Here is a 26,628-nt window from a genome sequence, read left to right as displayed (position 1 = left end):
AGTCCCACATGACAATTCTGGTCACCGGCAGCGCGGGTCACCTTGGGGAAGCGATTCTGCGAACCCTCCGCGGGCGCGGCTCATCCGCCCGCGGGCTCGATCTCAAGCCCTCCCCCTTCACCGACGCCGTCGGCTCGATCGTCGATCCCGCCTTCGTACGGGAGCAGATGAACGGCGTCACCGCCGTGATCCACACCGCGACGCTGCACAAGCCGCATGTGGCGACCCATTCCAAGCAGGACTTTGTCGACACCAACGTGTCAGGCACGCTGAACCTGCTCGAAGCGGCAGTCGCGGCCGGCGTGAAGAGTTTTGTCTTCACCAGCACCACCAGCGCGTTCGGCTCGCAGCTGCTGCCCGAGGCGGGACAGGCCGCGGTGTGGGTCACCGAGGAGCTGCCCTCGGTGCCGAAGAACATCTACGGAACGACCAAGCTGATGGCCGAGAACCTCTGCGAGTTGTTCTTTCGCGAGCGCGCCCTGCCCGTCGTTACCTTGCGGACCTCGCGCTTCTTTCCGGAGGACGACGACGATCCGGCGATGCGGTCGGCCTACGCGCTGGAGAACGCGCAGGCCAATGAGCTGCTCTATCGCCGGCTGGATATCGCGGACGCGGTGAGCGCGCATCTGCTGGCCGTCGAGCGCGCGCCCGGCATTGGCTTCGCCCGCTACATCGTCTCGGCGACGAGCCCGTTCGAGCAACGTCATCTCGGATCGCTGGCGCGCGATGCCGCCGCTGTCGTGCGCGAGCTCTATCCGGAGTGTGCGCAGCTCTATGCAGCGCGCGGCTGGCGACTCTTCCCCGCGATCGACAGGGTCTATGTCAACGAGCGCGCGCGGCGGGAGCTCGGCTGGCGGCCCGAATTCGACTTCGCGCATGTGCTGCGCGGCCTGCGCGATGGTCGCGATGTCCGCAGCACGCTGGCACGCGAGGTCGGATCGAAAGGCTATCACGACACGCTGTTTGACGACGGACCCTACCCCGTCGCCTCGTAAGCGCCGCAATTGCTATTTTGCTCGACGCTTCAAATGACTGTCCGGCGCCACCGGGTGCGGATCAACTTGCGTCGTTTCTACGGTGCATGGGGTTGTTTTCGCACTTTTGTATGTCCACCCCGGCGGAGCGCCTGACGACGATGCGCGTGCGCGCTTGATTCCGCGTTGCAGCGGGAACGCGGTCGTCGCAGCGTTCATCCGTTCATTCACATTCCGTCTCAATTTTTGATGGGCGCAGCCGCGCTGCATCCGGCGCGCTTCTCACGATGGGCAGATGTGCTAACCTTTTTGCGTCTGTCGTCCCGACGGGCTCAAAACTTCGCCTCTCGACTAGCAAAACAAAATAACGCGCAGCCCTCACGGCTGCCTTAGGGGAGTGATGCGATGATATCGATGTTCCATCGATCCGTGTTGGCGCTTGCGGCCGTGGCCCTTCTCGCGGGGACCGGTGCCGGCAACGCGCAACAACAGGACAAGAACAAGCCGCTGAAGAAATACGAATCCGGCACCAAGGAATTCTGGACCCATCCGCCGGACGATTGGTTCCTCGGCGACGAGACCGAGGCGCAGAAGGGACTCGCGCCGCCTTCGGGCCCGCCGACCGGCGCCTCCGACGCCGAACTCGCAAACATCGTCAAGAAGATCAAACTGCCGTCGGGTTTCAAAATCGAGGTCTACGCCTCGGGCGTGCTGGCCGCGCGGCAGATGGCCTGGGGTGACAAGGGCACGTTGTTCGTCGGCTCGTTCGGTCTCGGCAACGTCTATGCCATCAAGGACAACAACGGAAAGAAGGAGGTCAAGACCGTCCTCAAGGGCCTGAACATGCCCACCGGTCTCGCCTTCAAGGATGGCGCGCTCTATGTCATCGCGGTCGACAAGCTGATCCGCTACGACGATGCCGAAAACAAGCTCGACAATCTCGGCGAAGGCAAGGTCGTCTATGACGACATGCCGTCCTATGCCGCGCATGGCTGGAAGTACATCGCGGTCGACAAGGAAGGCTGGTTCTTCCTGCCGTTCGGACCGCCCTTCAACATCGGCATTCCGCCGACCAGCGTGTCGCAGATCCGGCGCGTCGATCCCAAGACCGGCAACGCCGAAATCTGGGCGCTCGGCGTCCGCAACTCGGTCGGCGCCGACGTCGACCCGCGCACCGGCAAGCTCTGGTTCACCGAGAATGCCCGCGACTGGATCAGCGATGATCTGCCCTCGGACAAGCTGAACATGATCAACAGGATCGGCGAGCATTTCGGCTATCCCTATTGCCATCAGGGCAATCTTCCCGACGACAAGTTCGCGATGGGCCACAAATGCTCCGAGTTCACGCCGCCCGTGCTGAATCTCGGTGCCCATGTCGCGCCGCTCGGCATGAAGTTCTACACCGGCGACCAATTCCCCGCCGACTACAAGAACAACATCCTGATCGCCGAGCACGGCTCCTGGAATCGCCACAAGTACCAGGGCGCGCGCATCGTGCGCGTGATCGTCGGGCCCGACGGCAAAAACCCGAAGCAGGAGATCTTCGCTTCTGGCTGGCTCGAGGGCGACCAGGGCTATCTCGGCCGTCCCAACGACATCATCCTTGCCAAGGACGGATCGATCCTCGTTGCCGACGATTGGGCCGGCGCGATCTATCGCATCAGCTACAGCAAGAAGTAGCGACCTGAGAGAGGCTGCGACCGGGTAACGGCCGCAGCCTCTTTCATTTTGAAGCCTCACGCTGTCGTTCCGGACTGCGCGCCACTTGCGCGCAAGTCCGGAACCCATAACCACGAACGTGGATTATGGATTCGGGCGCGCGCCAAGTGACGCGCCCTGGAATGACGCAGTACAGAACGGATCTCCAATCATGCGCCGTCAGTTCTCTTGGTCCGCAATCGGCGCGCTATCGCTCGCATTGATCGCCTTCATCCCAGCCGAGGCCGCTGACAATGCCGCGATCAAGGAGAAGGCCGCCGCCTGCGCCGGCTGCCACGGTGAAAACGGCATCTCGCAGACCGAGAACATCCCCTCGCTCGCCGGCCAGCCCGATCAATTCCTGCAATGGCAGCTCGTGTTCTTCCGCGCCGGCTCGCGCAAGAACGATCAGATGCAGCCGATCGTCGAAGAGATCACCAACGAGGACATCCGCAATTTCGGTGCCTACTTCGCCTCGCTGACGCCGCCGAAGGGAGCCGAGGACGGGGATCCCGACCTGTCGAAAAAGGGCGCGCAGGTTGCGACCGGCCGGCGCTGCGCTTCATGCCATACGGACAGCTATGCCGGCACCAAGGCGGTGGCGCGGCTCGCCGGCCAGCGCGAGGAATATCTCGTCAAGGCGCTGCATGACTACAAAGCCGGCCAGCGTGTCGGCGGCGGCGTCGCCGCGATGGCCGACGTCGCCTATCACATGAGCGACGAGGAGATCACCGCCGTCTCGCACTATCTCGCGCATTTGAAATAGCTCGGAGCTGTTTCGGAAAACAATGCTCGTCGCGTCCCGGGACGACGGCGGTGTATGACGCCCTACCCCGCCCGCTGCCTCTCATACGCCTTCAGATGCGTATACGCGATGCGCAGCTTCGGCACCGGCACCTTGGCGGCGTCGGCGCGCGCGATGAGGTCGCCGATGACGTGATCGGCTTCGACAGGCAGGCCCGCCTTGATGTCGCGGAACATCGACGCCGTCAGCGGCGAGCCCTCGGTGGTGAGATTGCCTTTGACGCGCTCGAAGAACGGCCCGCCCGGCGGGTAGCCCGATGCAGCAGCGACCGAGCTGGTCTCATCCAGCATGCCGAGCAGGAAATCCCGGCCGCCGGGCGCGGCGAGGATATTGCCGACGGACGTCCGCATCAGGCTGGTGCTTGCCGCGAGCGAAGACAGGAACACCCACTTCTCCCACATGTCCTGCATGATGTTCTGGCTGGCGCTGGCGCCATTGATGCCGCTCCTGAAGGCCTCGTCGATCGCCTTCACCCGGTCCGACATCGCGCCGTCGCGCTCGCCGTAAGTGATCGACTGCATCGGCTGGAGCTGCACCACCTCGCGCTTTTCGTTCAACGTCGCCGCGATGGCACAGAGGCCGCCGAGCACGCGCTCCTTGCCGAACCTGGCATCCAGCGTGTCGAGATGCTTCATGCCGTTGAGCATCGGGATGATCGCGGTGTTGGGCCCCACCGCCGGGGCGAACGAGTTGATGGCATCGTCGAGGTCGAACGCCTTGCAACTGAGCAGCACGACGTCGAACTTGTCCTTGATCGCGTCGGCCTGAACCGTCGGCGGGTTCTTCAAGGTCACATCGCCGTTCGGGCTCTTGATGACGAGGCCGGCGCTCGCGAGCTCGCCGGCGCGGCGCGGCCGGACCAGGAAGGTGACGCCGCGGCCGGCCTGCAACAGCCTGCCACCAAAATAGCCGCCGATGGCGCCGGCGCCGACCACGAGGATACGCATGAGACAAGCTCCGTTATTGTCGTTCTTCGGACAATGGCGAATGGCGAATAGGGACTAGCGAATAGGATAGCAGATGACGAAACGCGAGTAACGTTTCCACTACTCGCCATTCCCTACTCGCCCTTCACCATCTCCTCGACCTCGCGCAGCTGCTCCTTGCCGAAGAACATTTCATTGCCGACGAAGAAGGTCGGCGAGCCGAAGGCGCCGCGGGCGACCGCCTCCTCGGTATTCTTGATCAGTCTGCCCTTGACCTCGGGTTCCTGGCTGCGGGCAAACAACTTTTGCGCATCGAGGCCGGATGAGGTCAGCGCCTTCGCCGCGATCTCGGGATCGTCCATCTTCTTCGGCTCGCGCCACATGTGGTGGAAGGCGGCCTCGACATATTTTTCGAAGACTCCCTCGAGCTGCGCCGCGATCGCCGCGCGCATCAAATTCAGCGTGTTGACGGGAAAGTGCGGATTCCAGACATAGGGCTGGACATGGAAGCGCTTGATGAAGCGCTCGGTCTCGATCTGCTGGAACTCGCGCTTGTTCTTGATGCCGGCGAGCGTCTCGGCCGGCGACTTGTTGTTGGTCGACTTGAAGATGCCGCCGAGCAGGATCGGCACATATTCGAACTTGACGCCGATCCGCTGTTCGATGGCCGGTATCGCCAGATGGCTGAGATAGGCGTTGGGGCTACCGAAATCGAACAGGAATTGCGGGGCGGTGCGGGTCAAGATCATTCTCCCTGGCCTGGCTTTTTGAGTTGGCTTTTCCTCATTGTGGCGCAGGGCGCGCCACAGGTCCATCGTTTAATGACGGTCATAATACTTTGACGGTCAGATCAGGCGCGGGATCGCCCGCTTGCGCCACACCAGGTGGTAATAGCCCATCTGCAGAATCAACATGGCGCAGAACACGATGGGATAGGCAGCCCACACGCCGGTCAGGCCGACGGCATGGCTGAGGATGATTGCGGCCGGCAGCTCGATTGCGGCAATCGCGAAGATCGACAGCAGCATCGGCGTCAACGCGACGCCGGCGCCGCGCATCGCGCCCGAGAACACGGTGGCGAGCCCGAACGGCACCGAGCTCCACAAGGCGATGTTGAGCAATCCCTTCGCCAGGTCCAGCACGGCGCCGTCGGTGATGAAGATGCCGAGCACCGCGCGCGGCGCAAGGTAGATCAGCGCCACCAGCCCGCCGGTCAGGACGATGTTGAACGCAAGGCCCATCCGCACGATGCCGTCGACCCGGGCCCGGTCGCCGCCGCCGACGGCCTGGGCGCCGAGGATCGAGACCGCGATCGAGATCGACATCGCCGTGAACTGCGCATAGCCCATCACCTGGTTGACGGCGCCATAGGCCGCGGTGGCATTCGAGCCGAAGCCGTTGACGAGGCCGAGCAGCACAAGCTCGGCAATCGCCATCACCACCATGCCGATCGCGCTCGGCAGGCCGATGCCGAGAATTTTGCCGAACACGGCGCCGCTCAGCCGCAGGTGACGCAGCAGCGTCGCGTCCGGCGCGAGCGCGTGCTTTTTCCGCAGCAGATAGACGGCGAGTACGATCAGCGTCAGCGCGTTGGCGGTCGTAGCCGCCCAGGCAGGACTGGTGATGCCGACCGGCGGCAATCCGAACGTGCCGTGGATCAGCATCGGCGTCAGGATCAGGCCGATCGCCGTCGACAAGGCCAGCGCCAGCAGCGGCGTCAGTCCGTCGCCGACCCCGCGGATCATCGCCGTCATCAGCAGGAAGACGAAGCCGAGCGGCATGGTCAACAGCATGATGCGCGCATAGGCGCTGGCCTCATCGAGAATGTCCGCGGGCGTCGCGAGCATCACCATCAAGTGCCGGCTGAAGAGCCCGCCGACGAGTGCAATCGCGATCGAGAGCAGCAGGCCGGCGGCGAGCGTGGTGCCGACGATGATCTTGATCTGGCCATGCTCGCCGGCGCCGAAGGCCTGGCCGATCAGCACGGTGGCGCCGGTGCTCAGGCCCATGACGAAGGCGAACAGGAAGAACATCACCGGGAAGAACGCCGAGACCGCGGCGAGCGCGTCGACGCCGATCATCTGGCCGAGATAGACGTTGCTGACGGTGCCGAACAGCGATTGCAGGGCGTTGCCCAGCATCAGGGGGACGAGGAAGCGGAGGAATGTGGTCCAGAGCGGTTTTGCGGCAGACATGGCATTGGCCTTTCATCAGGGCGTGCGAAGCCGTTGCCGCGCAATGCGCGGCTCGGCCGTCGATGGGGTTGTGAAGAGCGATGCGCGGTTTAAGCGCGGTCGCTGTAGGCGAGCTTGACGATGTGGTCGCGGATATCGGCCGGCCAGTCGGCGATCAGCCCGGTGAAGCGCCGCCGGTCGCCTGCGAACAGCGCGCGCGAAGCTTCCTCGAACTGCGGCAGGTTGCCGGCCATGGTCGACATGAAGTGGTAGGCCGCATCGCGCGCCTGACGCTCACGGTCCTTGTCGCCGCTGGCGCGCCTCGCCTCGTCGACGAGCTTGCGCAGCGCGACCGAAGCACCGCCGGCCTGCGCGTTGAGCCACTCCCAGTGCCGCGGCAGCAAGGTCACCTCGCGCGCGACCACGCCGAGCTTCGGCCGGCCGCGTCCGCGCGGCTCTGCGGGCGCTTCCGTCGCCTCAGCCGACGGCGGGGCAAGCTTCGCAAGCCGGGCCAGCACCTCGCGGTCGTCACCGCGCAGGTCGAAATCGATCGACCGGCCCGTGCCGTCGTCGAAGATGATGATCGGCTGGTCCAGCGGCTGCGTGGCCCGTTTGACGGCAAGCGCGACATCGCCCGCCGTGCCGGAGGCCAGCCGGCGCTGGCCGGCGAAAGCTGTGTAGGTCCCTTGCATTGGAATCATTACCATATTGACCGAGCTGCCGGTTTAATACCCGGGTAAATTCGCCGCGTCAATATACCCGGGTGAAAATATCTGCAGCGACGGCTCGACAATGTGTTCCCGGGCTGGCACCAACGGCGCGGGACCACGCCCACGTCCAAGTTTAAGCCTAAGTCCAAGCCTTGAGGACCCCGCGATGCTGACCGTTCACCACCTCAACAACTCCCGCTCGCAGCGCGTGCTGTGGCTGCTCGAGGAGCTGGGCGTGCCTTACGAGATCGTGCGCTATCAGCGCCAGCCGGACATGCGTGCGCCGAAGGAGCTGCACGCCATCCACCCGCTCGGCAAGTCGCCCGTCATCACCGACAACGGCAACACCATCGCCGAGTCCGGCGCGATCATCGAATATCTCATCGCGACCTATGGCAACGGACGGCTGATCCCCCCGGCGAACACGCCGGAGCGGTTGCGCTACACCTATTGGCTGCACTATGCGGAAGGATCCGCGATGCAGCCTCTGCTGTTGAAGCTGCTGTTCACGCTGATGCCGAAGCGCGCGCCGGCGCTGCTGCGCCCGCTGGTGCGCAAGGTCTGCAACCAGGCGCTGACCGCGCTGGTCAATCCGCAGATCAAGCAGCACATGGATTATTGGGAAGGCGAGCTTGCGAAGAGCGAGTGGTTCGCCGGCAGCGAGTTCACCGCGGCCGACATCCAGATGAGCTTTCCGCTCGAAGCCGCCCAAGCCCGCGGCGGGCTCGAGCAGGGCCATCCCAAGGCGATGGCGTTCCTGGAGCGCATCCACGCCCGGCCTGCGTACAACCGCGCGCTTGAGAAGGGCGGGCCGTATCAGGTCGGGCGGTAAAGTCCCTCACCCCGTCATTCCGGAAGCAGTTACTGCCCCGCCGCCTCCGCGCCGCGCGTGCGCAGATCGGCTGCGCCGAGTGGCCCGTTTGGCGTCACCAGAATCGAGTTGGCCGATGTCTGCCCCATCGGCTCGACGACGAGGTGCCCCATCGCCTTCAGCTCGAGCAGCACGCCCTCGGGAAAGCCGCGCTCGAGGCGCACTTCATCCGGCAGCCATTGATGGTGCAGCCGCGGCGTTGCCACGGCGGCCGCAACATCCATCTTGTAGTCGAGCACGTTCACGATCACCTGGAGCACGGTGGAGATGATGCGGCTGCCGCCGGGCGAGCCCGTCACCAGCACCGGCTTGCCGTCCTTCAGCACGATGGTCGGTGACATCGACGACAGCGGCCGCTTACCGGGTCCGGGCAAATTCGCTTCGAAGCCGACGAGTCCATAGGCATTGGAGGCGCCGACTGCCGCGGTGAAATCGTCAAGCTCGTTGTTCAGCAGCACGCCGGTGCCGTCGGCGACCAGGCCGACGCCGTAGCTGAAGTTCAGCGTGTAAGTGTTGCTGACGGCGTTGCCACGCGCATCGACGACGGAAAAATGCGTGGTGTTGCTGCCCTCACGCGGCGTGGCAGAAGCGGCCACGAGCTCCTTCGAGGGCGTAGCGCGTTCGGGGGAAATACCCGCGCGCAGCTTGGCGGCGTAGTCCTTCGCAATGAGGGTCTCGATCGGCGCGTTGACGAAGGCGGGATCGCCGAGATGGCGGGCGCGGTCGGCATAGGCGCGCTTCATGGCTTCGATCAAGAGATGCAGCGACGCCGCCGATCCCTGCTTCAGATCGGCAATAGGAAAGCCTTCGAGGATGTTGAGCGTCTCCATCAGCACGACGCCGCCGGACGAAGGCAGCGGCATCGAGACGATGTCATAGCCGCGATAGCTGCCGCGCACCGGCGTGCGGACGACCGGCTGATAGGCCTTGAGGTCGGCCGGCGTCATGATGCCGCCGGCATCGGTCACGGCCTTCGCGAGTTTATCGGCGACCGGCCCCTCGTAGAATCCGCGCGGCCCCTGCGCGGCGACGGCTGCCAGCGTTTCGGCGAGATCGCCCTGCACCAGCCGATCGCCTTCGCCCAGCGGCGTGCCATCCGGACGCGAGAATAGCTTGGCCGAGGAAGGCCAGCGCGCCAGCCGCGGGTGCCAGCTCGGCAGCGTATCGGCCATGTCGTCGCTGACGATGAAGCCGTCGCGTGCGAGCGCGATCGCGGGCGCCAGCAGTTGCGCCAGCGTGAACTGACCCGAGCCGTATTTGTCGAGCGCGAGGGCGAAGCCCGCGACGGTGCCGGGCACGCCGATGCCGAGCGCGGAATCCCGTGACTTCGTCGTGTCAGGCTTGCCGTCGGCGCCGAGGAAGATCTGCGGCGTGGTCGCGGCCGGCGCGGTCTCGCGATAGTCGAGCGTGATGTCTTCATTGCGGTCGGCGGAATGGATCACCATGAAGCCGCCGCCGCCGATATTGCCGGCGCGCGGATAGGTCACCGCCATCGCAAAGCCGGTGGCGACCGCGGCGTCGATCGCATTGCCGCCGCGCCGCAGGATGTCGGCGCCGATCTGCGCGGAGATCTTCTCCTGCGCCACCACCATGCCGTGCTCGGCGGCGACGGCCCGCACCGCATCGCGTGCCGGCGGGACATAGCCCGACCGCGCGTCCTGAGCGGCCGCCGGCGTGAGAGCGAACGCCAGACTGGCGACGATCGCGAAAAAGGTTCGCCGTGTTGTATATGACGACATCATCGAAATTACCGTCGCACGCTCGACCCGGTTCACAGCTGTCTCGGTAATGCTATACGGTTTGCGCCGAGAGAGACAAAACTGTTCGTGATGAGGACTGCGTCATGACGACGATCGCCCCGGATCTGCGTATGGCTGGCGCGCCGCGGTCCTACCCGCCGCGCGCTGCCGTCGTCAGCTGGATCTTCTTCGATTGGGCTGCGCAGCCCTATTTCACGCTGATCACGACCTTCGTGTTCGCGCCCTATTTCGCGACCAGCGTGGCACCAAATCCCGCCACCGGGCAGTCGCTGTGGGGCTTTGCGATGGCTGCGGCGGGCCTTGCGATCGCGCTGCTGTCGCCGGTGCTGGGAGCGATCGCCGACGCCGCCGGCCGCAGGAAACCGTGGATCGCGGGGTTCGGTGCGGTTCTGGTGCTGGCGTCCTGCACGCTGTGGATCGGCAAGCCGGGCGATGCCGCCGTCATTCCCCCGCTGCTCACTGCGGTGGCGCTCGCCAGCATCGGTGCAGAATTCGCCACCGTCTTCAACAATGCGATGATGCCGACCCTGGTGCCACCGGAGCGGATCGGCCGGCTCTCCGGCACCGGCTGGGCCACGGGCTACATCGGCGGCATCGTCAGCCTGATTATCGTGCTCGGCTTCCTCGCTGCCAATCCCGAGACCGGCCGCACGCTGCTCGGCTTCACGCCGTTGTTCGGGCTCGATCCCGTCACGCATCAGGGCGACCGTGCCGCCGGCCCGCTGACCGCGCTGTGGTTCATCATCTTCGTGACGCCGATGTTCCTGTTCACGCCGGATTACCCGGCGAAGCGGCCGTTGCGCGAGGCGCTACGCGAGGGTCTGTCGGAACTGAAGCAGTCGATCGAGAGTCTGCCGAGGCAGAAATCGCTCGCGGCATTCCTGCTCGCCAACATGATCTACACCGATGGTCTGGTGTCGCTGTTCGCCTTCGGCGGCATCTATGCCGCCGGCACCTTCGGCTGGCATACGATCCAGATCGGGACGTTCGGCATCATGCTCGCGATTGCCGGCGCGTTGGGCGCCTGGCTCGGCGGCAAGCTGGATGATCGTCTCGGGCCGAAGCGCGTCATCGCCGGCAGCCTGCTGGTCCTGCTGCTGTCGGTGGCCGCGATTCTTCTGGTCGACAAGGACAGTGTCCTGTTCGTCAAGACGGCGCCGCCGCAAGCAGGCGCTCCCCTGTTCTCGAGTGCGGCCGAGCGCGCCTATCTCGTGCTGGGCTGCCTGATCGGTGCAGCTGGCGGCCCGCTCCAGGCCGCTTCCCGCACGTTGCTGATCCACCTCGCACCGAAGGACCGCATCGCGCAGTATTTCGGCCTGTTCGCGCTGACCGGGAAGGTGACGTCCTTCATCGGCCCGCTCCTGATCGGCATGGTCACCGCGCTGACCGCCAGCCAGAAGGCCGGCATGGCCGTGCTGGTCGTGTTCTTCGTCGCGGGTCTCGGGCTGTTGATGCGGGTGCGGGATTAGCCACACTACGCGATCTCACCCCCTGTCATTGCGAGGAGCGAAGCGACGAAGCAATCCAGACTTCCTCTGCGGAAAGATTCTAGATTGCTTCGCGGAGCCTGTCATCGGGCCGCGCTTCGCGCGGACCCGTTGGCTCGCAATGACGAGATCGACAGGATCGTCGTAGCTCTTGCAGCCCGCTCGGCAGATCGTGTCAATGCCTGAAGTGCCGCGTTCCCGTGAACACCATGGCGATGCCGTGCTCGTCGGCGGCCTTGATCACCTCGTCGTCGCGCATGGAGCCGCCAGGCTGCACCACGGCGGTGGCGCCGGCTTCGATGCAGGCGAGCATCCCGTCGGCGAACGGGAAGAACGCATCCGAGGCGACCACCGAACCCTTGGTGAGCGGCTCGGCGAGCTTCAGCTCGCTAGCAGCATCCTGCGCCTTGCGCGCCGCGATCCGCGCGGAATCCACCCGGCTCATCTGGCCCGCGCCGATACCGACGGTGGCGAGATCCTTGGCATAGATGATGGTGTTGGACTTGACGTGCTTTGCGACCCGGAACGCGAACTTCAGGTCGCGCATCTCTGCGTCGGTCGGCGCGCGCTTGGTCACCACCTTGAACGTCATGTCGTCGACGACCGCGTTGTCACGGCTCTGCACCAGCAGACCGCCGGCCACCGTCTTGGCGGTCAGGCCCTGCGCTCGCGGATCGGGCAGGCTGCCGGCAAGCAGCAGGCGGAGGTTCTTCTTGCCGCCGATGATGGCGATCGCTTCGTCGCTGGCATCGGGCGCGATGATGACCTCGGTGAAGATCTTGGTGATCTCGCGCGCGGTGTCGGCATCGAGCGGACGGTTCATCGCGATGATGCCGCCGAACGCGGACGTCGAATCGCAGGCCAGCGCGCGGCGATAGGCCTCGACGAGGTTCGGTCCTTCGGCGACGCCACAGGGATTGGCGTGCTTGACGATGACGCAGGCCGCGGTGCGCTTGGCGTCGAACTCGCCGATGCATTCATAGGCCGCATCGGTGTCGTTGATGTTGTTGTAGGAGAGCTCCTTGCCCTGGAGCTGCCGCGCGGTGGAGACGCCCGGGCGCCTGTCCGGGGTCGCATAGAATGCGGCACTCTGGTGCGGATTCTCGCCGTAGCGCAGCGACTGGATCAGCCGGCCGCCGAAAGCGCGGAAGTCGGGCGCGTCGATCTCGAGCTGACGGTTGAACCAGTTGGAGATTGCGGCGTCATAGGCCGCGGTGCGCGCATAGGCCTTTGCGGCCAGCCGACGGCGCAAGCCCAGCGTGGTCGCACCCTTGTTGGCGGCGAGCTCGTCGAGCACGGCCTGATAGTCCTGCGCCTCGACCACGACGGCGACGTCGTCATGGTTCTTCGCAGCGGCGCGGATCATCGCGGGGCCGCCGATGTCGATGTTCTCGATGCAATCCTCGAAGCCCGCGCCTTTGTCGACGGTCGCTTCGAACGGATAGAGATTGACGACGAGCAGGTCGATCGGCGCGATGCCGTGCGCCTTCATCGCCTCCGCATGGTCCTTGTTGTCGCGGATCGCGAGCAGGCCGCCATGCACCTTCGGATGCAGCGTCTTGACGCGGCCGTCCATCATCTCGGGAAAGCCGGTCAGCTCGGAGACGTCCTTCACCTTGAGGCCGGCCGCGGCGATCGCTTTGGCGGTGCCGCCGGTCGAGACCAGCTCGACATCGTGCGCGGCAAGCGCCTTGGCGAACTCGATCAGGCCGGTCTTGTCGGAGACGGAAAGGAGAGCGCGGGTGACGCGGCGGGGATGATCAGTCATGAGCAAGATCCTCTGTTCAGGGAGTGTCTATGCCCAGGCGCGCGGCGGATACGTCCCGCGCTTCCCGATGGTGCTCCATCCAAGGTCGCCAGTCGCGCGAGCGAGCGCTCGATAGCAGCTTTTGGCCTCGCTCTCAACGGGTAGATGGGGCCGGATCGCGCCTGTTTACAACGGAAGTTCCGGCTCGCGCCGGGCGTTGCGGCGGGCATTGGTTACCGCGGGCGAGGCGGTGGAGCGGACAAAGCTCCAGCGGATCGAGGGGGCCTGGCGGGCGTTCTGACGGATCACGATCTGGGCGGTGCGGCGCGGGCCGTCATTGCCGGCCAGGAATACGCTGTCCTCGAGATCGACCTTGTCGTCCAATGCCTCGAAGGTCCAGACGTCGCGGTTCGGCAGCACCAGCATGACGCCGCGCGCATCCGACAGCCGGCTCGCCTTCACCGCCGGATGCAGATGGAAGCGCAGCGCGAAATCGGCATCGGCGCCTTTGAAGCGTCCGCCCTGCGGCGGCGACAGCGTGTCCTCGCCGTCGATGCGCGCCCCGTCATTGGCGATCATCAGCACGCGGCGGTGGATCGCGCCGAACTTGCCGAGATAGCCGTCATGCGAGGTCGTGAGCAGCGTGCCGTTCTGCACGACCTCGCGATAGCTCTCGACCTCGACCGGGCCGCTGGTGACGGGCGCGCCGTGCAGGAGCCGCTTCATCGCCGACATCTCGACGAACTGGCATGACGACGTCTCGTGATAGGTCAGCGTCGAATGCGCCGCCGTGCTGCGCGCGAAGGGCCGCCAATTGTCGCGGCCCGTGGTCGGCATGCCGCAATTGGTGACGATGCGGCTGATGCCGGAGGACAGCTCGAACGACAGACAGCCGGCATGGGCGTCGTGGCTGACGCCCGCCGGCGGCGGCGGGCCGGTGTCGATGATGACGGTGGTCTGGCCGGCATCGAGGCGCTGAAAGCCGGTATGCGGCATGTTCGCCATCGGCGCGCCGTGGGTGTCGTCATAGGCGAGCAGCGTCGCGAGCAGGTCCGAAGACGTCGCGCTCATGCCGTTGAACAGGGCGAAATTGCCGTCGCCGTGCCGGAAAAAGCGCAGCATCGGCATCATGCGGTCGATCGCATTGAGCAGCGCCGGCGGCGGCGCGATGTTGCGCGCAGCAAAAGTCTGCCGCAGCGGCAAGAGGTCGATCAGGAGTTCGATCAGCGCGCCCGGATTACGCGAGATGTGGCCGCCATCGGGAAGGATCTGCCGCTGCAATTCGTCGGACAGCTTCTTCGAGGCGGTGCGGATATGACGTGTCTGGTTGGCGAGGCACAGGGACGCATAGCACAGCGCGATCAGCACCTGCAGCTTCGGCACCCCGTCCGGAATGTCGACCATGGTGTAGCGCAGGAAGCGGATCTCGCGCGCGAGGGCGCGCAAGTAGCGGCGGTAGAACTTGTTGTCGGTCTCGTTCAGCACCAGCGGCGCCTGCGACAGCAGCGAGATCACGCGCCGCGCCAGCACATCGGCGCGGCGTGCGACGGGACGGCGCTTGTTGGCGGGGTTGCCGATCCAGTCCTCGATGAGTGCGCGCGCATTCGCCCGCGTCAGCGCCGTGTCGGCGGCGCGCAAATGCCGCAGCCAGCCGAAGCCGAGCAGCGCAACCTCCCAATCCTCGGACGGCGGCTCGAGATCGAAGATCGAGCGGCCGTGGCAATTGACGATCTTGCCGGCGAAGACGAAGCGGCCGGCATAGATCTCGGCGGCTCGGGTCGCGTCCGCGGTGCGCAGGTCATGCGGAGCGATGATCAGCCGGTCGGTGCGGCCGGGCCAGACCCGCGACAGCGCAACGGAACCGCCGCTCGCGCGCGCGAGCATGTTCCGCGCGAAGCGGTTCATGACCAGCGTCGAGATACGTCTGCGTTGAGCGACCGACACGCCTTGCCTTGATGGGGGAGAGGATCAGTGACGAATCCTTATTAATCCCAAAATCGGACGTCTGACACCACCTTGAACGGCGCGAATCAGCGTCGTGGTCGCAAAATCCAGTGCAAAATCAGGATTTAACGAGCCGGGCCGCGAAAAATCCGTCGAGCCCGCCGAGCCTGGGATCGGCGTTCGGGAGATGGCAGGGCAGGGTACGCAGATCGCCGTCCCGGTTGAGGATTTCGCCGAGGTCCGCAACCTCCGAGGCCATGATTGGGGCGCGGCGAAGCGCGGGCTCGGCGGCGAGCAGCGCCGCCACCGCCTGCTCGCCCTCCTCGGGTTCCAGTGAACAGGTGCAATAGACCAGTGTCCCGCCCGGCTTGAGCAGCGAGACGGATTTCTTCAGCAGCCGCTGCTGGAGCGCGGCCAGGGGGGCGATGTCGGATTCCTGCCGCAGCCATGCGACGTCGGGATGCCGGCGGATCGTGCCGGTGGAGGTGCAGGGCGCATCGATCAGAATACCGTCGAATGCCTCGGCCGGGCCGGCCCATTCGACGGCGTCAGCGACGACGGTCTCGGCCTGCAGCGACAGCCGCGTCAGGTTTTCGCGCAAACGCGCCACCCGCGCGGGCGAGCGGTCGATCGCCGTCACATGCGCGCCTGATAGCGCCAGCTGCGCGGTCTTGCCGCCGGGGGCGGCGCAGAGATCGGCAATGGACTTGCCCTTGACGTCGCCGAACAGCCGCGCCGGTAGCGCGGCGGCGGCGTCCTGCACCCACCATTGTCCTTCGGCGAAGCCGGGCAGCATGGTCACCGCACCGTGCAGCAGCATCCGCACCGTTCCCGTCGGCAGCGTCTCGCCATGCAGGCGGCTCGCCCATTGCGCGGGATCCGATTTCACCGTGAGATCGAGCGAAGGCTCGTGGCCGAGCGCGGATGCCATGTCGCGTGCGGTCGCCTCGCCATAATGCGCGCTCCAGCGCGCGAGCAGCCATGGCGGCAGATCCAGCGATTGCGTCGCGACCTCCTCGACCAGCGCCTTGCCCTCGCGCGCGCAGCGGCGCAGCACGGCATTGACGAGGCCGGCATAGCGCGCGGCGCGGCGGTCGGATTGCACGAGGCGAACGGAGAGGTCGACCGCGGCGTGATCCGGCACGTCCATCCAAAGGATTTGCGCGGCTCCGATCAGAAGTGCGCTCTGCGCCCGCGGCGCTTCGGAGGGGATGCCCTTGTCGAGCAGGCGGGACAGCACATGGCCGAGCGTGCCGAGCCGGCGCAGCACGGTGGCGACCAGGCGCCGCATCAGCGCGCGGTCGCGGTCGGCCAGCGTCTTCAGTCCGGGATGGGCACCGCCGCCGTCGAGCTGGTCGTCGAGCGTGCGGTGCTTGTGCAGCACGCCGTCGACGATGTCGGCGGCAATCCGTCGCGCCGCAAGGCCGGGCACTTCGGACGGAGGGACGAAACGTTGAGATGGCATGCGGAAGCAAGGTTCTGAACGAGCGGCAGTTCCGCCGCAATGGGCGCATGCCTTGAGAACTCGATCTCTGACACGCGAATATGCCAAATGTAAGAATCGCTTGCGGGTTTTTCAGCGCTCCGAGCCGATTTCAGGAATGCGTTATTGGGCATCGCGTTACGCCCGGTCCTGCGCTAGAACGCGCGGCGATGAGTGACCCCGTTCCCGATCGCAAGCCGCTGTCGCCGGCCGCCCAGCGTGCGCTGGCCGAGGCCGAGGCGCGCCGGCAGGCTGCGGCCGCCCAGGCCAAGAACGAGGCCGAGGTCAAGGCGAAGGAGTTGCAGGGTCCGCAGGGGCCCGAGCCCACCCGCTACGGCGATTGGGAGCGCAAGGGCATCGCTTCCGACTTCTGAACTTGCGGTCGGATAACGCCGGCATGGCTCGTCCCGGTCGTCACAGGTAATTGTGCTCTCGCAAGTAGCGGATGATGCGTTCGCAGGCCGCCTCGCTCGACAGCTCCGAGGTGTCGAGGGTGATGTCCGGTGCCAGCGGCGCTTCGTAGGGATGATCGATGCCGGTGAATGCCGGCAGCTCGCCCGCCCGGGCCTTGCGATAGAGCCCCTTGGGATCGCGGCGCTCGCATTCGGCAAGCGGCGTCGCGACGTGGATCTCGATGAACTCACCCGCCTCGAGCCGCTGGCGGGCCAGCTCGCGCTCACTGCGAAACGGCGAGATCAGCGCCACCAGCGCGATCAAGCCGGCATCGACGAACAGTGCCGCGATCTCCGCGACGCGCCTGACGTTCTCCGTTCTCTCCGCATTGGAAAAGCCGAGGTCGCGGTTGATGCCGTGACGAAGATTGTCGCCATCGAGCAACGCGGCATGGCGCCCGAGCTCGGCAAGCCGGCTGTCGACGAGATTGGCGATGGTCGATTTGCCGGCGCCGCTCAGCCCCGTGAACCAGAGCACGCAGGGCCGTTGCTGCTTCAGCCGGGCTCGCACGGATTTGTCGACCGCAAGCCGCTGCCAATGAACGTTGGTGGCGTGGCGGAGCGACATGTCGATCATTCCAGCCGCGGCGGTGCGATGGCTGATCGGGTCGATCAGGATGAAGCTGCCCATGTCGCGGTTGTCGCGATAGGCCTCGAACACCAGCGGCCGGTCGAGATCGAGATGGACATAGCCGATCTCGTTGACGTCGAGCGTGGTGGCGCCTTCCCGCGCCCTGGTGTCGATGGCGACCCGGTGCTTGAGCGTCGTGATCACCGCGCCGGTCGAGGCGGCGCCGCACCGGAGCAGATAGCGCCGGCCGGCGACCATGGCTTCGTCATCGAACCAGACGAGATGGGCCGCGAGCTGGTCCGACACCGGCGCGGCAGATCCGGCGGTCAGCACGTCGCCGCGACTGACGTCGATCTCGTCGGCGAGCGTGAGGGTGATGGACTCGCCCGGCCCTGCGTGATTGTGTTCGCCGGCGGGCGTGAGAATGCGTGCGATGCGGGTCTGGTGTCCCGACGGCTGCGCGCGGACTGCATCGCCCACCGCGATCGTCCCGCTCGCGATCCGTCCGCAGAAGCCGCGAAAATCCGCATGCGGCCGGCTCACCCATTGCACCGGCAGCCGGAACGGCTGCTGCGAGGCGTCCCCGGCCGCGTCCACGGATTCCAGATAGGCCGTAATGGTCGGCCCCGTGTACCAGGGCATGCGCGTGCTCGCGGCGACGATGTTGTCGCCGTCGGGCGCCACGACCGGGATGCACTGGACCTGGGAGATCCCGAGCTGGCCGGCCAAAGTCAGGTATTCGGCGGTGATGGAAGCGAAGCGATCACCGTCGAATCCGATCAGGTCCATCTTGTTCACGGCGAGCACGACGTGGCGGATGCCGAGCAGCGACAGGATGTGGCTGTGGCGCCGCGTCTGCGTGATCACGCCCTTGCGCGCGTCGACCAGCACCACGGCGAGGTCGGCATTGGAGGCACCGGTCGCCATGTTGCGGGTATATTGCGCATGTCCCGGCGTGTCGGCGACGATGAAGCGGCGCAGCTTCGTGGCGAAGAAGCGGTAGGCCACGTCGATGGTGATGCCCTGCTCGCGCTCGGCCTGCAACCCGTCGACCAGCAGCGCGAAGTCGAGGTCGCCGCCGGTGGTTCCGGCGGTCTTGCTCTCCGAGGCGAGCGCGTCGAGCTGGTCGTCGAGCAGCGTCTTCGAATCGTAGAGCAGCCGGCCGACCAGCGTGCTCTTGCCGTCGTCGACGCTGCCGCAGGTGACGAAACGCAGAGTCGGCCGATCGTCATGCTCGAGCCGCGGCGCATCGGTCGCGGCGATCGTCGGTGCCTCGTGATAGGACATCAGAAATAACCTTCCGCCTTCTTGCGCTCCATCGATGCGGGACTGTCCCGGTCGATCATGCGTCCCTGTCGTTCGGAGGTGCGCGATGCCATCATCTCCTGCACGATCTCGGGCAGCGTTGCCGCCGTTGAGCTCGTTGCGCCGGTGAGGGGATAGCAGCCGAGGGTGCGAAACCTGACGGAGCGCCATTGCGGCTCTTCGCCAGGCTGGAGCGGCATCCGGTCGTCGTCCACCATGATCAACGCGCCGTCGCGCTCGACCACGGGGCGCGAAGCTGCGAGATAGAGCGGAACGATCGGGATGTCCTCGAGCAGGATGTAGTCCCACACGTCGATCTCGGTCCAGTTCGACAGTGGAAACACCCGCATGCTCTCGCCGGGCGCGAGCCTCGTGTTGTACAGGCCCCACAGCTCCGGCCGCTGGTTCTTCGGATCCCAGCGATGCGCAGCGCTGCGGTGCGAGAACACGCGCTCCTTGGCGCGCGACTTCTCCTCGTCGCGCCGCGCGCCTCCGATCGCGGCGTCGAAGCCGTGGAGGTCCAGCGCCTGTCGCAGCGCTTGCGTCTTCATGACGTCGGTGTAGCGGGCCGAGCCGTGGGTGAAAGGGTCGATGCCCTGGCTCAATCCGTCAGCGTTGGTATGGACGATCAGGTCGAGGCCGAGCTCGCGCGCGCGTCGGTCCCGAAACGCGATCATCTCGCGAAACTTCCACGTCGTATCGACATGCAGCAGCGGAAACGGCGGCTTGCCGGGATCAAAGGCCTTCATCGCCAGATGCAGCAGCACCGACGAATCCTTCCCGATCGAATACAGCATGACCGGCTTGCGGAACTCGGCCGCCGTCTCTCGCAGGATGTGGATGCTTTCCGCCTCCAGCCGTCGGAGATGGCTTGTGACGTGAAGCTGCTTGCCGCCGGCCCTTTCAGGGAGGGCGGATCTGGCGGTCGTGGAGATGTCCAGCATGCTCATCAAGCGGCCGCAGCAAACCAATCGCCGAACAGTCGCGCCGACATCGCCGTATTCAGGCCGAGATCGCGAGCGCAGGCCGCAACGGAGGTGCGATAGGATTCATTGACCCCACAGCGCTCGAGAGTTTCGAGCTGAGCTTCGCTGAGAGAGGCCGTCGCGCGGCGCTGGTAGCGATAGGCGCTGTCGGAGGTGTGCAGATTGGGCACCTTGTAGATCGCCGCTTCGCTCGGGAAGATGACGCGCGCGTTGTTCGCCTCCATTTGTCCGGGCTCCCGCCACGACGTCACGGCATTCTCGGTAAAGCTGCCGGACAGTCCGAGGCGGTCGAACAAGACGCGCACGGACGACAAAGCCTCCTTGCTCACCTCGTAGACGTAGTGAGTGACGGGAACGCCCTGCCGCTCGGCGTAGCTAGAGATCCGAGCCGCGCTGAGCGCTGCGACCACATAGTGCCGCAGCAACACGTCTGCTGGCGCGCGCGAGATCAGCTTGTCGAGCCACGACGCCAGCGAACTCGCCGGCTCCCGATCAAGCATGATGAGATGGAGCCGGTGCCGCGGATAGCCCGCTTCGATCAAGAGCTGCAACGGATTGAACAGGCTCTCGGCAAGCACGTAGGGCCCGATCGTTTCCTTGCTGAAGATGTGCGGCTCGTCGGTGGCTGATGGAACGATCCAGGGCGTCAGCGGGCGGCCGACGAGCGTGTCGCGCAAGATCGCCTTCAGCGGCTGGTAATATGACGGCATCCCCGTCATGCCGAACAGATTGCTCAGAGCCGTCGAGCCGACACGAGCCTTGCCGCATGCAAAATAAAGCATCGGGAAGTCTTGCGCCGGGCGATGCCGGAAATTCTCCGCAAGGCACCCGGTGACCTCGCGCATCAAGCTCTCAAGCGTGACGGTCCTGGTCTGGAATTCGCCGACCGGCGAAAGCGGCAAAGTATCGAGGGAGCCGTGCTGTTGCCGAATCAGATCGGCGATTCGTTGGAGCGAATCGGGGAAAGTCCCGTCGATGTTCATATGGGGGAGCTCACTCTAGTGGTTCCGCAAACGAGGTTGCTTGCGGCATCACATGCAGGCTATAGTTGTGGGATGGCTGTCGTCAAACCCGGAGAATCCCGGGGTGCCGCCCACGCCCGCGAGCACTGCGAATGCTCGCCGACGTTTTGCGGATCAGGCCGCGCGCACGGTCTTGAGGAACTTCTCGAGCTCTGTCTTCAAGAGGCTGCTTTCGCTCGACAGCGAGCGCGCCGATGCCAGCACCTGTCCCGATGCCGCGCCGGTGGCGCTGGCGCCTTGACTGACCTGCGCGATCTTATTCGTAACTTCGACGGTGCCCTTGGCGGCTTCGCTGACGTTGCGCGCAATCTCGGCCGTCGCCGCGCCCTGCTCCTCGATGGTCGCAGCGATCGTCGTCGAGATGTCCGAGATGCGGGCGATGGTTGCGCCGATCTCCTTGATCGCGCCGACGGAATCCTCGGTCGCCGCCTGCATGCCGGCGATCTGTGCGCTGATCTCCTCGGTCGCACGCGCGGTTTGTGCTGCGAGCGCCTTGACCTCGCTGGCGACGACCGCGAAGCCGCGGCCGGATTCGCCCGCCCGCGCCGCCTCGATCGTTGCGTTCAGGGCCAGGAGATTGGTCTGTTCGGCTATCGCGGTGATCAGCTTGACGACGTCGCCAATGCGGCCCGCAGCCTTGAGCAGCTCATTGATCCTGACGTCGGTGCGCTCGGCCTGCTTGACCGCGTCGCTAGCGATGCGGCTGGAATCGTGCACTTGGCGGCCGATCTCGACGACCGACGTGCTCATTTCCTCGGCTGCGGACGCCACGGCTCCGACGTTGGTGGAGGCTTCTTCCGAAGCGGCGGCGACCATTCCCGAGAGCTGCTGGGTCTGTTCCGCCGTGCCGGACAGTGTGCCGGCGGCGGATTCGAGTTGGTGGGAGGCCGCCGACACGGAGTCGATGATACCGCCAACCGCAGTTTCGAATGCGCTCGCGAGCCGCGTCATCTCCTGCTTGCGCTGAGCGGCCGCGGCGATTTCCTGATTCTTCGTCTCGGCTTCCATCTGCTCGATGCGGATCAGATTTTCCTTGAAGGTCTGGGCGGCGCGAGCGTTGTCGCCGACTTCATCGCCGCGGCCCGTGTAGGGAATCTCGATCGCCTTGTTGCCGCCCGCGAGTTGCAGCAGCACGTCGCCGATGCGACGGACCGGCCTGGCGATACTCATCACGGAAAACACCGCGGACCCGACCAACGTCAGAACGACGAATACACCGACGATCAATGCGAAATTGGCGACCCGGTCCAGCTCGGTGAGCATCTCGCCCTTGCGGCGCGCGGCGAATTCGTTGGCGACGCCGACGAGGTCGTCGATGCGTTTGCTGACTTCCAGAGCGGCCGGACGCATGTGCTCTGCGAGAATGCTTGCCTTCGCCGATTCCGCTGCAATCCTGGCACCACCGGCAGGAGCGGCAATGAGGGCCTTTTGCGCCCCCGCCAGCTCGATGCCACTGGTCAGATACGCTTCGACGAATTTTTTGGTCTCACGGTAGGCGTCCTGGGTGACCTTCCGGGTCGCCCGCTCGGTCGCGGCATCGATTTCCGACCCGGCCTCGCCCCCTCGGGTGCGGAGAAGCTCGAGGAGCCTGTCGACCTCTCCGGCTGTCGGCGCCGAGCCGAGTTCGAGAGCGGCGAGCTGCGCCCGTGCCATCGCCGTCTGCGCTGCCTGCGCATTGCCCTTGTTGAGGTAGTTGATCGTGACCAGGCGATTGGATTCGGCGATCGAACGGTTACCGAGCATCTGGTTGATCAGCATGCCGCCGACCAATACGACACTTATGCCCGTCACGATGCCGAGCTTGGTTCCGATGCGAAACCTGAATGTCCCCACCTCTGCCTCCTTGGATCGTCACCCTACAGCAATCGTATTCGCAACCAAAGATTGAAAATTGGGTAACATTCGATAGTGACCGTAGAAGTACGGCCGATTAGCCCGTGCAACTACAGGGGGTCACCGCCGGAGAGCGCTTGGAACAGCGATAGCGACGCAGTCGGCATTGAAGTGCGTGGAAGGCACGCGCTTGCGAGGTTGCCCGACTCAGCTCTAGCGTGGAACGATGCGTTCCCCCGGTCGTATCAATCCTCATCGGTCGTCGTTCAGCGGTTCTCCGTTCCGCCGCCAATTCTCGGGCCTGCTGCCATGGATGTTCGTGGTCGGCGTGGCGGTGGCGATCGTGATCACCTTTCGTCACGGAACAAACTGGCCGCAGCCGCATGCGACTGACGACCAGGGGCAGAATGCCGAAATTATCCTACAGCAGACCGGCAATGCCGACCTCCGTCCGGTCGAGGTCATCCGCACCGTCGATGGCGACACTTTTCTCGCGCGCCTGCGCCACCGTGACGGCCGCGGTCTCGTTGCGCGGGTTCGGCTGCGCGGCATCGATGCGCCTGAATTGAAGGCGTCCTGCCAGGAGGAGCTGGACAAGGCCGAAGCTGCGACCCGCGCATTGCGCGATCTGCTGGGCCAGGGCGGCGTCACGATCGGCAATCTCGGCGCCGACAAGTACGGGCGCGTCCTCGCCGATGTTGCGACCAGACGGACCGCCGACGTCGCGGCCGCGCTGCTCGCGGGCGGCTACGTGCGCAGCTACAATGGCGGCCATCGCGACGGCTGGTGCGCGCGGGGCTGGCGCTTCTGGTAGCAAAAAGCCGCGTCGAGCGACGCGGCTTTGACGGTCTTCTCGCGAGCTCCTCGATCAGCGCGTCACGACCACCGTCGTGCCGACGGAGACGCGGCCATAGAGATCGGTGATGTCGTCGTTGAGCATGCGGATGCAGCCATAGGAGACGAAGCCGCCGATCGAGCCCGGCACGTTGGTGCCGTGGATCGCATATTCACCGCCGGCGAGCGTCATCGCCGCAACGCCCATCGGGTTGCGCGGCGAGCCGCCCGGAATGACGTCGGGCATGTTCGGCTTGTCGCGCTTCACCTCGGCGGGCGGCGCCCAGGCCGGATTGAGATATTTGCCGTCGATCCGCGTCGTGCCGGCCCACTGCTTGCCGGCCTTGCCGACGCCGACCGGATAGCGCACGGCCTGGCCGTTGCCGAGGATGAGATAAAGCCGCCGCTCGCTGGTTTTGACCACGATGGTGCCCGGCGAATAGTCGGCCAGGTGTGACCCCACCATTTCCGGCCGCGCCTGCGCCGTCGTCGACGTCAAGGCCCCTGCCGCGATGGTGGCGGCCAGCGCCACCGCAATCCTCATCGACATCGATGCTTCCCCTTAACCCCAAACGGATCGTCCAAAATGACGCAGAACCCGGCAATCGCCGCCGCACTAAGCCCTCGTCGATGCTCATTCTTAACCGCGCCCGTTAACCCAATGGTTTCCACGCGCGGCTGCCGAGGGCCGGCCAGCAGGGGGAACAAAGGAAATGTTCGAAATAAAGTAAATGACCTGAAAACAACACTCGGCGGGAAAGATACCGGCGCACCACCGCGCCCGCTGACAAGAGCGTGAGGGTGTGAATGGCTGTTGTCTTTTGGGGGCTGACGCGAAAACTAGTCTCGTGTCCCGGACGCGCTGCAGCGTGAAACGCTGCTGCGCAGAGCCGGGACCCAGCAAGCCACACGCTTTGTCGTTAGATGGGCCCCGGCTCAGCAGCTCACCGCTGAAGAAGCGCTGCGCTGCGTCCGGGCCACGAGCTTGCCTTACGCTGACTTCTTGTTCTGCCGGTTCTTGACGAGATCGTCGACGACGGCGGGATCGGCGAGTGTCGAGGTGTCGCCGAGGCTCCCCGGCTCGTCCTCGGCGATCTTGCGCAGGATGCGGCGCATGATCTTGCCGGAGCGGGTTTTTGGCAGGCCCGGGGCGAACTGGATCTGGTCGGGCGAGGCGATCGGACCGATCTCCTTGCGCACCCAGGTCACGAGCTCCTTGCGCAGCTCGTCGGTCGGCTGCACGCCGGCCATCAGGGTGACATAGGCGTAGATGCCCTGACCCTTGATGTCGTGCGGGAAGCCGACGACGGCCGCTTCCGACACCTTCTCATGCGCCACCAGCGCGCTTTCGACTTCGGCGGTGCCCATGCGGTGGCCGGAGACGTTGATGACGTCGTCGACGCGGCCGGTGATCCAGTAATAGCCGTCGGCGTCGCGCCGGCAGCCGTCGCCCGTAAAATACTTGCCCTTGTAGGTCGAGAAATAGGTCTGCTCGAAGCGAGCGTGATCGCCATAGACCGTGCGCATCTGGCCCGGCCAGGACCGCGTCAGGCAGAGGTTGCCGGTGGTCTCGCCTTCCAGCACCTTGCCGTCGGCATCGACGATTTCGGGCATCACGCCGAAGAACGGTTGCGTTGCCGAGCCCGGCTTCAGCTTGGTGGCGCCCGGCAGCGGCGTGATCAGGATGCCGCCGGTCTCGGTCTGCCACCACGTATCGACGATCGGGCAGCGGTCGTCGCCGACGACGCGGTGATACCATTCCCAGGCTTCGGGATTGATGGGCTCGCCGACCGAGCCGAGCAGGCGGAGCGAGGCGCGCGAGGTCTTCTTCACCGGCTCATCGCCGCTCTGCATCAGCGCGCGGATCGCGGTCGGCGCGGTGTAGAAGATGTTGACCTTGTGCTTGTCGATGACGTTCCAGAACCGCGAATTATCCGGATAATTCGGCACGCCCTCGAACATCAGCGTCGTCGCCCCGTTCGCCAGCGGTCCGTAGAGAATGTAGCTGTGGCCGGTGACCCAGCCGACGTCGGCGGTGCACCAGTAGATGTCGCCGTCGTGATAGTCGAAGACGTATTGATGCGTCATCGAGGCAAACACGAGATAGCCGCCGGAGGTGTGCAGCACGCCCTTGGGCTGGCCGGTCGAGCCCGACGTGTAGAGGATGAACAGCGGGTCCTCGGCGTGCATGTGCTCGACCGGGCATTCCGTGGTCACCATCGCCGCGGCCTCGTGGTACCAGAGGTCGCGCGTCGGGTTCATGTCCACCTTGGCGCCGGTGCGCTTGACCACGACGACCCAGTCGACGCCGTCGGCTTTACTGAGCGCGGCATCGACATTGGCCTTCAGCGGCACCTTCTTGCCGCCGCGCAGGCCTTCGTCCGCGGTGATGATGACCTTGGACTGGCAATCGTTGATGCGCTGAGCAAGGCTGTCGGGCGAGAAGCCCGCGAACACCACGGAGTGGATCGCGCCGATCCGCGCGCAGGCCAACATCGCATAGGCGGCCTCGGGGATCATCGGCAGGTAGATGGTGACGCGGTCGCCCTTCTTGACGTTGCGGGTGCGCAGGATGTTGGCCATCCGGCAGACCTCGTCGTGCAGCTCCTTGTACGTGATGTGGCGGGACTGCGAGGGATCGTCGCCTTCCCAGATGATCGCGGTCTGGTGGGCGCGCGTGTGGAGATGCCGGTCGATGCAGTTATGGGCGACGTTGAGGATTCCGTCCTCGAACCATTTGATCGAGATGTTGCCGGGCGCGAAGGAGACGTTCTCGATCTCCGTCGGCGCCTTCATCCAGTCGATGCGCTTGGCCTGCTCCGCCCAGAAGCCGTTCGGGTCCGAGATCGAGCGGGCGTACATCTCCTTGTACTTGGCCTGGTCGACCCAGGCGCGCTTCGCCCACTCCGCGGGGACGTCGTAGATCTTCTCGGACATGCTTCCCTCCACATGCGGCAAGCTCAGGCAATGCCGACAGCATCGTTTGACGGATTATGCGTCGGGCTAACCGGACCCGACAAGGAGCACAAGCTGGACCTTCGGCGGG

The 26,628-nt window shown here is 65.4% G+C and carries 21 protein-coding genes and 1 riboswitch; of the genes, 7 read left to right on the top strand and 14 right to left on the bottom strand.

Annotated elements, in window-relative coordinates:
• The first annotated feature begins 8 nt into the window (after window positions 1-8).
• The 3 genes from ACNJYD_RS00630 to ACNJYD_RS00620 all read left to right on the top strand — a co-directional run bounded on the left by ACNJYD_RS00630 (window position 9) and on the right by ACNJYD_RS00620 (window position 3,438).
• Window positions 9-995: an NAD-dependent epimerase/dehydratase family protein gene (locus ACNJYD_RS00630; protein WP_212257873.1), complete on the top strand. Its 987-nt coding sequence runs from the start codon at window positions 9-11 to the stop codon at window positions 993-995.
• Window positions 996-1,379: 384 nt separating this feature from the next.
• On the top strand, window positions 1,380-2,654 hold the full coding sequence (locus ACNJYD_RS00625) for a PQQ-dependent sugar dehydrogenase (protein ID WP_172787854.1): 1,275 nt from the start codon (window positions 1,380-1,382) through the stop codon (window positions 2,652-2,654).
• Window positions 2,655-2,844: 190 nt separating this feature from the next.
• Complete coding sequence (locus ACNJYD_RS00620; protein ID WP_439365063.1) at window positions 2,845-3,438, top strand: c-type cytochrome; 594 nt, start codon at window positions 2,845-2,847, stop codon at window positions 3,436-3,438.
• 62 nt (window positions 3,439-3,500) lie between these two features.
• Here ACNJYD_RS00620 and panE read toward each other — a convergent pair whose 3' ends face one another.
• From panE to ACNJYD_RS00600, 4 genes are all read right to left on the bottom strand, one after another.
• Window positions 3,501-4,424, bottom strand: coding sequence for a 2-dehydropantoate 2-reductase (gene panE, locus ACNJYD_RS00615; protein ID WP_439365062.1), 924 nt, complete (start codon window positions 4,422-4,424; stop codon window positions 3,501-3,503).
• A 113-nt stretch (window positions 4,425-4,537) separates the two neighbouring features.
• The gene (locus ACNJYD_RS00610; protein ID WP_172787857.1) at window positions 4,538-5,146 is read right to left on the bottom strand and encodes a 2-hydroxychromene-2-carboxylate isomerase; all 609 of its coding nucleotides are present in this window, start codon (window positions 5,144-5,146) and stop codon (window positions 4,538-4,540) included.
• Between the two features lie 102 nt (window positions 5,147-5,248).
• Window positions 5,249-6,598, bottom strand: a complete 1,350-nt coding sequence (locus ACNJYD_RS00605; RefSeq protein ID WP_439365061.1) for an MATE family efflux transporter — start codon at window positions 6,596-6,598, stop codon at window positions 5,249-5,251.
• An 89-nt stretch (window positions 6,599-6,687) separates the two neighbouring features.
• Window positions 6,688-7,269: a DUF2239 family protein gene (locus ACNJYD_RS00600; RefSeq protein ID WP_439365060.1), complete on the bottom strand. Its 582-nt coding sequence runs from the start codon at window positions 7,267-7,269 to the stop codon at window positions 6,688-6,690.
• A 184-nt stretch (window positions 7,270-7,453) separates the two neighbouring features.
• Between ACNJYD_RS00600 and ACNJYD_RS00595 the strand changes: the two genes are divergently transcribed.
• Window positions 7,454-8,119 (top strand): glutathione S-transferase family protein, encoded by a 666-nt coding sequence (locus tag ACNJYD_RS00595; RefSeq protein WP_439365059.1) that lies wholly within the window; start codon window positions 7,454-7,456, stop codon window positions 8,117-8,119.
• A gap of 29 nt (window positions 8,120-8,148) precedes the next feature.
• Here ACNJYD_RS00595 and ggt read toward each other — a convergent pair whose 3' ends face one another.
• Window positions 8,149-9,900: a gamma-glutamyltransferase gene (ggt, locus tag ACNJYD_RS00590; protein WP_439365058.1), complete on the bottom strand. Its 1,752-nt coding sequence runs from the start codon at window positions 9,898-9,900 to the stop codon at window positions 8,149-8,151.
• Between the two features lie 101 nt (window positions 9,901-10,001).
• Between ggt and ACNJYD_RS00585 the strand changes: the two genes are divergently transcribed.
• Window positions 10,002-11,387 carry an MFS transporter gene (locus tag ACNJYD_RS00585; protein ID WP_439365057.1) on the top strand — a complete coding sequence of 462 codons (1,386 nt, stop codon included), beginning with the start codon at window positions 10,002-10,004 and terminating at the stop codon, window positions 11,385-11,387.
• Window positions 11,388-11,580: 193 nt separating this feature from the next.
• On the opposite strand, the gene purH is transcribed toward ACNJYD_RS00585, so the two are convergent.
• The 3 genes from purH to ACNJYD_RS00570 form a co-directional block, all read right to left on the bottom strand.
• Window positions 11,581-13,173: a bifunctional phosphoribosylaminoimidazolecarboxamide formyltransferase/IMP cyclohydrolase gene (gene purH, locus ACNJYD_RS00580; protein ID WP_439365056.1), complete on the bottom strand. Its 1,593-nt coding sequence runs from the start codon at window positions 13,171-13,173 to the stop codon at window positions 11,581-11,583.
• A gap of 24 nt (window positions 13,174-13,197) precedes the next feature.
• Window positions 13,198-13,279, bottom strand: a riboswitch (ZMP/ZTP riboswitch).
• Between the two features lie 59 nt (window positions 13,280-13,338).
• Window positions 13,339-15,057 carry a heparinase II/III family protein gene (locus ACNJYD_RS00575; RefSeq protein ID WP_212257894.1) on the bottom strand — a complete coding sequence of 573 codons (1,719 nt, stop codon included), beginning with the start codon at window positions 15,055-15,057 and terminating at the stop codon, window positions 13,339-13,341.
• A 157-nt stretch (window positions 15,058-15,214) separates the two neighbouring features.
• Window positions 15,215-16,561, bottom strand: coding sequence for an RsmB/NOP family class I SAM-dependent RNA methyltransferase (locus ACNJYD_RS00570; RefSeq protein WP_439365055.1), 1,347 nt, complete (start codon window positions 16,559-16,561; stop codon window positions 15,215-15,217).
• A gap of 188 nt (window positions 16,562-16,749) precedes the next feature.
• Here ACNJYD_RS00570 and ACNJYD_RS00565 point away from each other — a divergent pair, with 188 nt between their 5' ends.
• Window positions 16,750-16,953 (top strand): DUF1674 domain-containing protein, encoded by a 204-nt coding sequence (locus tag ACNJYD_RS00565; protein WP_172787866.1) that lies wholly within the window; start codon window positions 16,750-16,752, stop codon window positions 16,951-16,953.
• A 40-nt stretch (window positions 16,954-16,993) separates the two neighbouring features.
• Here the strand turns inward: ACNJYD_RS00565 and cysN are convergent, their stop codons facing one another.
• From cysN to ACNJYD_RS00545, 4 genes are all read right to left on the bottom strand, one after another.
• Window positions 16,994-18,889 (bottom strand): sulfate adenylyltransferase subunit CysN, encoded by a 1,896-nt coding sequence (gene cysN / locus ACNJYD_RS00560; protein WP_439365054.1) that lies wholly within the window; start codon window positions 18,887-18,889, stop codon window positions 16,994-16,996.
• Window positions 18,889-19,851: a sulfate adenylyltransferase subunit CysD gene (gene cysD / locus ACNJYD_RS00555; protein WP_439367561.1), complete on the bottom strand. Its 963-nt coding sequence runs from the start codon at window positions 19,849-19,851 to the stop codon at window positions 18,889-18,891. The genes cysN and cysD overlap by 1 nt, the downstream gene beginning before the upstream one ends.
• A gap of 5 nt (window positions 19,852-19,856) precedes the next feature.
• Complete coding sequence (locus tag ACNJYD_RS00550) at window positions 19,857-20,876, bottom strand: sulfotransferase family protein (RefSeq protein ID WP_439365053.1); 1,020 nt, start codon at window positions 20,874-20,876, stop codon at window positions 19,857-19,859.
• A gap of 153 nt (window positions 20,877-21,029) precedes the next feature.
• The gene (locus tag ACNJYD_RS00545) at window positions 21,030-22,748 is read right to left on the bottom strand and encodes a methyl-accepting chemotaxis protein (protein WP_212257904.1); all 1,719 of its coding nucleotides are present in this window, start codon (window positions 22,746-22,748) and stop codon (window positions 21,030-21,032) included.
• Window positions 22,749-22,974: 226 nt separating this feature from the next.
• Between ACNJYD_RS00545 and ACNJYD_RS00540 the strand changes: the two genes are divergently transcribed.
• A complete protein-coding gene (locus ACNJYD_RS00540) occupies window positions 22,975-23,562 on the top strand; it encodes a thermonuclease family protein (protein WP_212257906.1) in 588 nt (195 codons plus the stop codon).
• 54 nt (window positions 23,563-23,616) lie between these two features.
• Here the strand turns inward: ACNJYD_RS00540 and ACNJYD_RS00535 are convergent, their stop codons facing one another.
• The gene (locus tag ACNJYD_RS00535; RefSeq protein ID WP_212257908.1) at window positions 23,617-24,132 is read right to left on the bottom strand and encodes a L,D-transpeptidase; all 516 of its coding nucleotides are present in this window, start codon (window positions 24,130-24,132) and stop codon (window positions 23,617-23,619) included.
• A 440-nt stretch (window positions 24,133-24,572) separates the two neighbouring features.
• Window positions 24,573-26,519: an acetate--CoA ligase gene (acs, locus tag ACNJYD_RS00530; protein WP_439365052.1), complete on the bottom strand. Its 1,947-nt coding sequence runs from the start codon at window positions 26,517-26,519 to the stop codon at window positions 24,573-24,575.
• Window positions 26,520-26,628: the final 109 nt, after the last annotated feature.

This window comes from Bradyrhizobium sp. SPXBL-02 (assembly GCF_051853065.1).
Lineage (GTDB): Bacteria > Pseudomonadota > Alphaproteobacteria > Rhizobiales > Xanthobacteraceae > Bradyrhizobium.
The sequence above is the reverse complement of the archived record's forward strand: the minus strand, read 5'-3'. Positions and strand labels throughout refer to the sequence as shown.

Excerpts from the sequence above, each read along its gene's own strand:
- ACNJYD_RS00630 (WP_212257873.1), top strand. The coding sequence starts at position 9 with ATGACAATTCTGGTCACCGGCAGCGCGGGTCACCTTGGGGAAGCGATT.
- ACNJYD_RS00625 (WP_172787854.1), top strand. The coding sequence starts at position 1,380 with ATGATATCGATGTTCCATCGATCCGTGTTGGCGCTTGCGGCCGTGGCC.
- ACNJYD_RS00620 (WP_439365063.1), top strand. The coding sequence starts at position 2,845 with ATGCGCCGTCAGTTCTCTTGGTCCGCAATCGGCGCGCTATCGCTCGCA.
- panE (WP_439365062.1), bottom strand. The coding sequence starts at position 4,424 with ATGCGTATCCTCGTGGTCGGCGCCGGCGCCATCGGCGGCTATTTTGGT.
- ACNJYD_RS00605 (WP_439365061.1), bottom strand. The coding sequence starts at position 6,598 with ATGTCTGCCGCAAAACCGCTCTGGACCACATTCCTCCGCTTCCTCGTC.
- ACNJYD_RS00600 (WP_439365060.1), bottom strand. The coding sequence starts at position 7,269 with ATGCAAGGGACCTACACAGCTTTCGCCGGCCAGCGCCGGCTGGCCTCC.
- ACNJYD_RS00595 (WP_439365059.1), top strand. The coding sequence starts at position 7,454 with ATGCTGACCGTTCACCACCTCAACAACTCCCGCTCGCAGCGCGTGCTG.
- ggt (WP_439365058.1), bottom strand. The coding sequence starts at position 9,900 with ATGATGTCGTCATATACAACACGGCGAACCTTTTTCGCGATCGTCGCC.
- ACNJYD_RS00585 (WP_439365057.1), top strand. The coding sequence starts at position 10,002 with ATGACGACGATCGCCCCGGATCTGCGTATGGCTGGCGCGCCGCGGTCC.
- purH (WP_439365056.1), bottom strand. The coding sequence starts at position 13,173 with ATGACTGATCATCCCCGCCGCGTCACCCGCGCTCTCCTTTCCGTCTCC.
- ACNJYD_RS00575 (WP_212257894.1), bottom strand. The coding sequence starts at position 15,057 with ATGAACCGCTTCGCGCGGAACATGCTCGCGCGCGCGAGCGGCGGTTCC.
- ACNJYD_RS00570 (WP_439365055.1), bottom strand. The coding sequence starts at position 16,561 with ATGCCATCTCAACGTTTCGTCCCTCCGTCCGAAGTGCCCGGCCTTGCG.
- ACNJYD_RS00565 (WP_172787866.1), top strand. The coding sequence starts at position 16,750 with ATGAGTGACCCCGTTCCCGATCGCAAGCCGCTGTCGCCGGCCGCCCAG.
- cysN (WP_439365054.1), bottom strand. The coding sequence starts at position 18,889 with ATGTCCTATCACGAGGCACCGACGATCGCCGCGACCGATGCGCCGCGG.
- cysD (WP_439367561.1), bottom strand. The coding sequence starts at position 19,851 with ATGCTGGACATCTCCACGACCGCCAGATCCGCCCTCCCTGAAAGGGCC.
- ACNJYD_RS00550 (WP_439365053.1), bottom strand. The coding sequence starts at position 20,876 with ATGAACATCGACGGGACTTTCCCCGATTCGCTCCAACGAATCGCCGAT.
- ACNJYD_RS00540 (WP_212257906.1), top strand. The coding sequence starts at position 22,975 with ATGCGTTCCCCCGGTCGTATCAATCCTCATCGGTCGTCGTTCAGCGGT.
- ACNJYD_RS00535 (WP_212257908.1), bottom strand. The coding sequence starts at position 24,132 with ATGTCGATGAGGATTGCGGTGGCGCTGGCCGCCACCATCGCGGCAGGG.
- acs (WP_439365052.1), bottom strand. The coding sequence starts at position 26,519 with ATGTCCGAGAAGATCTACGACGTCCCCGCGGAGTGGGCGAAGCGCGCC.